This window comes from Burkholderiales bacterium (genome assembly GCA_035518095.1).
Taxonomy (GTDB): domain Bacteria; phylum Pseudomonadota; class Gammaproteobacteria; order Burkholderiales; family JAHFRG01; genus JAHFRG01.
In genome coordinates this window covers 1-6,700 of the sequence record DATIXX010000051.1, presented here as the reverse complement: position 1 = coordinate 6,700, position 6,700 = coordinate 1, and the positions used below count along the sequence as shown (strand labels likewise).

The 6,700-nt window shown below is 56.4% G+C and carries 7 protein-coding genes; 5 read left to right on the top strand and 2 right to left on the bottom strand.

Going from position 1 to position 6,700, the window contains the following annotated elements:
- A partial coding sequence (locus VLV32_09040) for a protease pro-enzyme activation domain-containing protein (protein ID HUL42031.1) occupies positions 1-316 on the bottom strand: 316 nt, incomplete at its 3' end.
- Positions 317-824: 508 nt separating this feature from the next.
- Here VLV32_09040 and VLV32_09035 point away from each other — a divergent pair.
- The 5 genes from VLV32_09035 (at position 825) to VLV32_09015 (ending at position 6,292) form a co-directional block, all read left to right on the top strand.
- Positions 825-1,394 (top strand): NUDIX hydrolase, encoded by a 570-nt coding sequence (locus tag VLV32_09035; protein HUL42030.1) that lies wholly within the window; start codon positions 825-827, stop codon positions 1,392-1,394.
- 8 nt (positions 1,395-1,402) lie between these two features.
- Complete coding sequence (locus VLV32_09030) at positions 1,403-2,635, top strand: efflux RND transporter periplasmic adaptor subunit (GenBank protein HUL42029.1); 1,233 nt, start codon at positions 1,403-1,405, stop codon at positions 2,633-2,635.
- Positions 2,636-2,670: 35 nt separating this feature from the next.
- A complete protein-coding gene (locus tag VLV32_09025; protein HUL42028.1) occupies positions 2,671-3,360 on the top strand; it encodes an ABC transporter ATP-binding protein in 690 nt (229 codons plus the stop codon).
- Between the two features lie 2 nt (positions 3,361-3,362).
- Positions 3,363-4,517: an FtsX-like permease family protein gene (locus VLV32_09020; GenBank protein ID HUL42027.1), complete on the top strand. Its 1,155-nt coding sequence runs from the start codon at positions 3,363-3,365 to the stop codon at positions 4,515-4,517.
- A gap of 608 nt (positions 4,518-5,125) precedes the next feature.
- Complete coding sequence (locus tag VLV32_09015; GenBank protein HUL42026.1) at positions 5,126-6,292, top strand: ABC transporter permease; 1,167 nt, start codon at positions 5,126-5,128, stop codon at positions 6,290-6,292.
- Between the two features lie 109 nt (positions 6,293-6,401).
- Here VLV32_09015 and VLV32_09010 read toward each other — a convergent pair.
- Positions 6,402-6,700: hypothetical protein (locus VLV32_09010; protein ID HUL42025.1), on the bottom strand; the 299-nt coding region annotated here is incomplete at its 5' end.

The following is a 6,700-nucleotide window of genomic DNA, read 5'->3' as shown; positions in this document are numbered from 1 at the left end:
ATTTGGCGACCGTGCCCGACAGGACCACGCTGCAGCGGGCGATATTCCGCTCGACCACGGTGAGTTGATTCTGCTTTGCGAACGCAATAATCTTATCGAAGTCGGTTTCGTTGGCGCCGTGCGTCCGCTCGAAATCATCACGAGTCAGACGCTGTGCTGCGCCGTGAGTTATTCGGGCCTGCAATTTATCCCATGCCCGGGGGCGCACCGCAATGGTGACTTCGAATCTTTCATTGGGATCCGCCGGACCAATGCGGCGCGAACCCAAGACTGGCTGACGTTCGCTTCCATGAATCGGATGTCGGTTGTTCGCCATCGTTCCCCCTTATCTGACGCGGGATTACCGGTAACAGAATTACACCGCGGCGAGCCCGCGGCGCGTAGCGCGGCTGCAAAACGCCCTTCGATCTTGCCCAATACGTAATGCATTCGACAGCCGTAACCTCGCATGATTCCCGCGCGGCCATTGGCAATCAATTATCCCAAAATTAGGGCAACCCCAAGGAATAAATGCCGCCTATCAAATAGCCTCGAACCCATCGAAGTGGAAGCTTTGTGATGAGCATTGGACTAAAAGAAGTATCGGCCGCAAACACTAATGACAAAGGGATTGGTCGCCTTATGAATCTATCTCTAAGCGTACGCGATACAACCGCAAGCTGAATCTGCACGGCGCAACCGAATGATATCAGCGCAGCCTCTTTGCCAGATTCGTCTGAATCAGTCCCGGGCAGCATAAAAATATTTTGTGCCCCGTGGGGATTTTTCCTTACTGGGGGAAACTCTGTGCCTTGCGGTATAATTAACCACAGTCAGGAACGAATATGAAATACTGCAGCAATTGCGGCGCACCCGTGCGTTCGCTTATTCCCCCCGGTGACACCCTGCCGCGCTTTGTTTGCGACGTTTGCACCACCATCCATTATCAGAATCCCAAGATCGTGGTGGGCTGCATTCCTGAATGGGAAAACAAAATCCTGCTGTGCCGGCGCGCCATCGAGCCGCGCCATGGTTTGTGGACGCTGCCCGCGGGTTTTCTGGAAAATCAGGAAACCACCGTTGAGGGCGCGATTCGGGAAACATTGGAAGAAGCTCACGCGCGGGTGGAAGTCAGCATGCTGTACGCCCTCTACAATGTTCCTCACGTTAGCCAGGTGTATCTCCTGTTTCGCGCCCGGCTGCTCGATTTGAATTTCAGACCCGGCTCCGAAAGTCTCGAGGTGCAGTTATTCGATGAGCGGCAAATACCGTGGAATCAAATTGCATTCCGCACGGTACGCGAAGCGTTGCATGCTTACTTTGACGACCGCCGCAGCGGCGCGTTCAGCTTTCACTTCGGCGACATCCTGCCGCCACAATCCAGCAATGAGCCTGCCCGGGCTGCCGGAATTTAACACCAAATATGAAAAGCGCTGTGCCTGAAGAAGACCTGGCTAAGCTCAGGATTAGCCGCGATAGCGCGACAATCGGCCCTGCTCAGGCAAAAAACAAAATGCGGCGCGTGTTGTCTGCCGTTATTGCGCTCGGTGGTTTGGCCGCCGCAGTATTTTTCTATATCAGCACGGCGCCGCTGCAAGTTGAGCAATCTCAGGTCACGAGCGCCTATCCTTCGCAGCAATTTGCATTGCTCAACGCCACCGGCTATGTCGTGGCACAACGCAAAGCGGCAGTCGCATCCAAAGCAACGGGACGGCTGGAATGGCTGGGAGTCACCGAAGGCAGCCGCGTGAAACAGGGTGAAATCATCGCGCGGCTGGAGAACCGCGACATGGTGGCGAACATGGAAAACGCGGCAGCCGGGATCAACGTGGCGAAGGCCAATCTGGAGCAGGGCGAAGCGGAATACCGCGATGCCGAACGGCAGCTCAAGCGCACCCGCGAGCTGGTTGCGCAAAACTTCGTTTCGGAAGCGAGCCTCGATGCAGCGCAGGCGCGTTACGACAAGGCGGTGGCGGGGCTCAGCAGCTTCAAGGCGGCAATCGACGCCGCAGAGGCGCAGTTTCGAGCGGCGCAAATCGCAGTCGAATACACGTTGATCCGCGCCCCGTTTGACGGCGTGATCTTATCCAAAACCGCGAACGTCGGCGACGTGGTGACGCCGTTCTCTTCCGCGCTGGATACCAAAGGCGCGGTAGTGACCATGGCCGACATGTCCACTCTGGAAGTGGAAGCGGACGTTTCGGAATCCAACCTGGAAAAAGTCAAGGTCGGGCAACCCTGTGAGATCCAACTGGATGCACTTCCCGACACGCGTTTCCGCAGCGAGGTCAGCCGCATCGTGCCGACCGTGGACCGTTCCAAAGCAACGGTAATAACTAAGGTGCGCTTCCTCGATCCCGATCCGCGCGTTCTTCCCGAAATGAGCGCCAAGGTGACTTTTCTCGACCGCGAGCTAACCCCCGATCAGCAAAAACCGCGCACTGTAGTGAGCCCCGAAGCACTCACCGTGCGCGAAGGCAAGATTGTTGCGTTCCTTATCCGCAATGGTATAGCGCATGAGGTTCCGGTCCAAACCGGCGGACGCATCGGCAACATGATTGAAGTGAAGCAAGGCCTGCATTTCGGCGACACGGTGGTGTTGAATCCCCCGGCAAAACTCGCCGACGGTTCTAAAATCAAGCTTGCATCCAAATAATGCATAAGGCGCACACAAGCGGCGCCCAATAAGCCGTGCAATCGGTTGTCGAGATCAGACATTTAAGCAAGTCCTATCGCCGCGGCGAGCAAGTTCTGGCGGTGCTCAAAAATATCAGCTTTGATATCCCGGAGGGCGAATTTCTTGCGCTGATGGGGCCGAGTGGCTCGGGAAAAAGCACGCTTCTGAATCTTATTGCCGGAATCGATAAGCCCGACAGCGGTGAAATACGCATCGGCGGCGTGGATATCACGTCGTTATCCGAATCCCAGCTTGCCGATTGGCGCGCGGCTCATGTCGGCTTCGTATTCCAATTTTACAATTTGATCCCTGTGCTCACCGCTTTTGAAAATGTCGAGCTGCCGCTGCTGCTCACCCACCTTAACGGCAAGCAGAGAAAGCAGCATGTGGAAACCGCGCTCTCCATGATGGGGTTGGGCGACCGCATGCTGCATTATCCTTCGGAGCTTTCCGGTGGCCAGCAACAGCGTGTTGCAATTGCGCGCGCGGTGGTCACCGATCCCACGATTCTGGTAGCGGATGAGCCTACCGGCGACCTGGATCGCGCCTCCGCAGACGATATCCTGAATTTGCTCACGCGGTTGAATCTTGAGCTTGGCAAGACCATTATTCTTGTCACTCACGACCCGCATGCGGCGCAAAGCGCGCGCGTTATCCGCCATTTGGACAAAGGCGTGCTCGATGCAACGAAAGCATTAATTTAATAATGTATCTGCTCAAACTCGTCATTCGAAACGCGCTGCGCCACAGATTACGCACCGGCCTCACGCTGCTGGGAATCGTGGTGGCAATTTTGGCGTTCGGCCTGCTGCGCACAGTAGTCAATGCGTGGTATGCAGGAGCGGAAAGCACTTCGGCGTCACGCCTGATCACGCGCAACGCCATCTCGCTGGTGTTTCCGCTGCCGATCACTTATCAGGAAAAAATCCGAAAAATACCCGGCGTATCGGGCGTTTCGTACGCCAACTGGTTTGGCGGCGTCTATATCAGCGAGAAGAATTTTTTCCCACAGCTCGCCATTGAACCCGCAAGCTATCTTGAGCTGTATCCCGAATACATTTTGCCGGAGGACCAGAAGAAGGCTTTTTTTATTGATCGCAAAGGCGCCATCATCGGCAAGAAGCTCGCGGACCAGTTCGGCTGGAAAGTGGGCGACGTGGTACCGCTGCGCGGCACTATTTTCCCGGGCAACTGGAGCTTTACCATCCGCGGCATCTACCACGCGACCGAGAAGAAAACAGATACCTCGCAATTTTTTTTCCACTGGGATTATTTGAATGAGACCCTGAAACGCACGGTTCCCCGCCGCGCCAACTACGTCGGCTTGTATATCGTGGGCCTCACTCATCCCGAGCATGCTGCCGATGTGGCGCGCGAAATCGACAACACGTTCAAAAACTCGCTTGCGGAAACACTCACTGAAACCGAAAAAGCATTTCAGCTGAGTTTTGTCGAAATGACCGAGGCAATCCTGGTTGCGGTGCAGATCGTCTCCATAGTCATCATCGTCATTATCATGGCGGTAATGGCGAACACCATGGCGATGACCGCGCGCGAGCGCGCCGCGGAATACGCCACGCTTAAAGCATTGGGATTTGCGCCGCCGTTTCTTGCCAAACTGATATTCGGCGAGTCGCTGGCGATTGCCGCTCTCGGCGGCGCACTGGGAATTGCCTGCACTTTCCCGGTCGCCATTGCATTCGGCAATGCCATGGGCGCGCTATTCAAGGTTTTCTACGTTTCATGGCAAACTGTGGCTGCGCAACTGGCGGCGGCGCTGGTGGTCGGGGCGGTAGCGGCGATTCTGCCCACCTGGCGCGCCAGCCACGTGAAAATTGCAGACGGATTAAGGAGCCTCTGATTAAGTCCTCCGCGGATTGCGTTGCGGGTAAAATGCGGAAGGGTGCAAGGCGCGCGACGAAGGTCGTAGCTTGGACTACGAAGCCGAGGAGCGCAACGACGCAGACGCCGCATTTTACCGCAACCCGGAGGGACGGGGCTTGTCCCTGCGGTCTGCTTTGTCGCTCGGCTTGCCAAGGGGAGTGGCCATAGGCTGCGCCTCGCTTCGCGCATTCCATCCCGGAAAGCCGCCGTCGCAACCGTGTGGGACTTGATCAGAGGCTCCAAAGGAACATCGGCTAATGGTTCAACATTCATTTGCTTTACTCATCACTTCGCCTCTCTCCCTTGTCTGGCGAAAAGGCTTTGCTTGTCTCCCCTGCGAGCCGCCAAGCGAGGAAGCCGAACCGGGGGATGTCAAGCGAGCACTGTCTGAGCGCGGAACGCGCGAGTTGCGCAGCACCCGGTTTGGCTGAGATGCGCAGGGGAAGCCGGCGAGCCGGGGTCGCATTCTTCCCGGTTACCCTTTCTTGGTGATACAAGAGAAAGTAACCGGCCGCCGGTCGGCCACCGGCGAATTTGAGATTTTCACAATTAAGACCTCAAAATAATTTTGCTAAGACCAACTAAATGCCTATCCCCTATTCTTATTCTCTTCGCAATCTGTGGACGCGCAAGCTCACCACCGCGCTCACCGTCGCAGGAATGGCACTGGTGGTATTCGTGTTCGCAACCGTCTTGATGCTCGCGGAAGGATTGAAAGTAACGCTGGTGCAAACCGGTTCTTACGATAATGCTGTTGTTATCCGCCGCTCCTCGCAAACTGAGGTGCAAAGCGGAGTTGACCGACCATCCGCGGCGATTATCGAGGCGCGTCCCGAAGTAGCATTTGATGAAAATGGCGAGCGCCTCGCGTCAAAGGAAATGGTGGTGCTGGTCGCCATGCCCAAGCGCGACACTAACACTGCAGTCAATGTCATCGTGCGCGGCGTATCTCAGGCCGGCCTCAAGCTGCGCCCCCAGGTGAAGATCGTTCAGGGCCGCACGTTCCGCCCCGGTTCATCCGAAATCGTCGTTGGAAAAAACATCGCCGAGCGCTTCAATGGAGCGCAAGTCGGCGGCAGGCTGCGCTTCGGATTGCGCGGCTGGGCAGTGGTGGGTGTGATGGATGCGGGCAACAGCGGGTTTGACTCGGAAATCTGGGGCGATGTCGAGCAGCTGATGCAGGCATTCCGGCGTCCGGTGTTTTCATCGGTCATTGTCAAACTCAACGACCCGGAAAATTTCAAGACCTTCAAGCAGGCGATCGAAAGCGACCCGCGGCTTACTGTGGAAGCCAAGCGCGAATCGGTGTTCTACTCGGAGCAATCGGAAATGCTGTCGCGCTTCATCAGCATACTTGGAATCGTGTTGAGCGTGATATTCGCGATCGGCGCGACTATCGGCGCGATGATTACCATGTACACATCTGTTGCAAACCGCACCACTGAGATCGGTACCCTGCGCGCACTCGGATTCAGAAGGCAGAGCATTTTGCGCGCGTTTCTGTTGGAGTCGTTGTTCCTGGGTATCATCGGCGGGGTGATCGGGCTGGGTTTTGCGTCGCTTATGCAGTTCCTCTCGATCTCCACCATGAACTGGCAAACCTTTGCCGAACTCGCGTTCAGCTTCAAGCTCAACGCCGCAATAATCGTCAAGTCGCTGCTGTTCGCACTGGTAATGGGATTTGCCGGCGGTTTCCTGCCCGCCGCGCGCGCCGCTCGAATGAATATCGTGGATGCGCTGCGCGCGGCCTAGCGGCGGGCTCCATCACCAGCACTCGCCAGCGCCGGACGTTGCCTGATTGACATGATATCGAGACGACGTTTGCGCGCCGTGAGTATTTGCGCACCACAGGTGAGACAATTCAGCATAACCGCGTGTTGGCGAAGTCAATCAGCAACGCCGGGTTGATGTACGCCTTAAAAACCAGATAAATGATACTCCCCGCCACTGCCAACAGCGCCAGCCATAAGAGGGCTTTCTCAAACTCCGTCAATTTCACGCTGCCCTTTCCTTCTATATTCAAACGCGCCACCGGGTCCTCGGTTACCGGCCAACACAACACCGCGACAAGGATGCTCCGGCCGATATGGATTAGCCGGACTGTATAGTATGAACCGGAAAGCTCGAACACGTAACTGCCCAGCCGCGCGCCCGCGAAAC

Bases quoted from the DNA above. Each gene is read 5' to 3' on its own strand.
- VLV32_09035 (HUL42030.1), top strand. From the start codon at position 825: ATGAAATACTGCAGCAATTGCGGCGCACCCGTGCGTTCGCTTATTCCC.
- VLV32_09030 (HUL42029.1), top strand. From the start codon at position 1,403: ATGAAAAGCGCTGTGCCTGAAGAAGACCTGGCTAAGCTCAGGATTAGC.
- VLV32_09015 (HUL42026.1), top strand. From the start codon at position 5,126: ATGCCTATCCCCTATTCTTATTCTCTTCGCAATCTGTGGACGCGCAAG.
- VLV32_09020 (HUL42027.1), top strand. From the start codon at position 3,363: ATGTATCTGCTCAAACTCGTCATTCGAAACGCGCTGCGCCACAGATTA.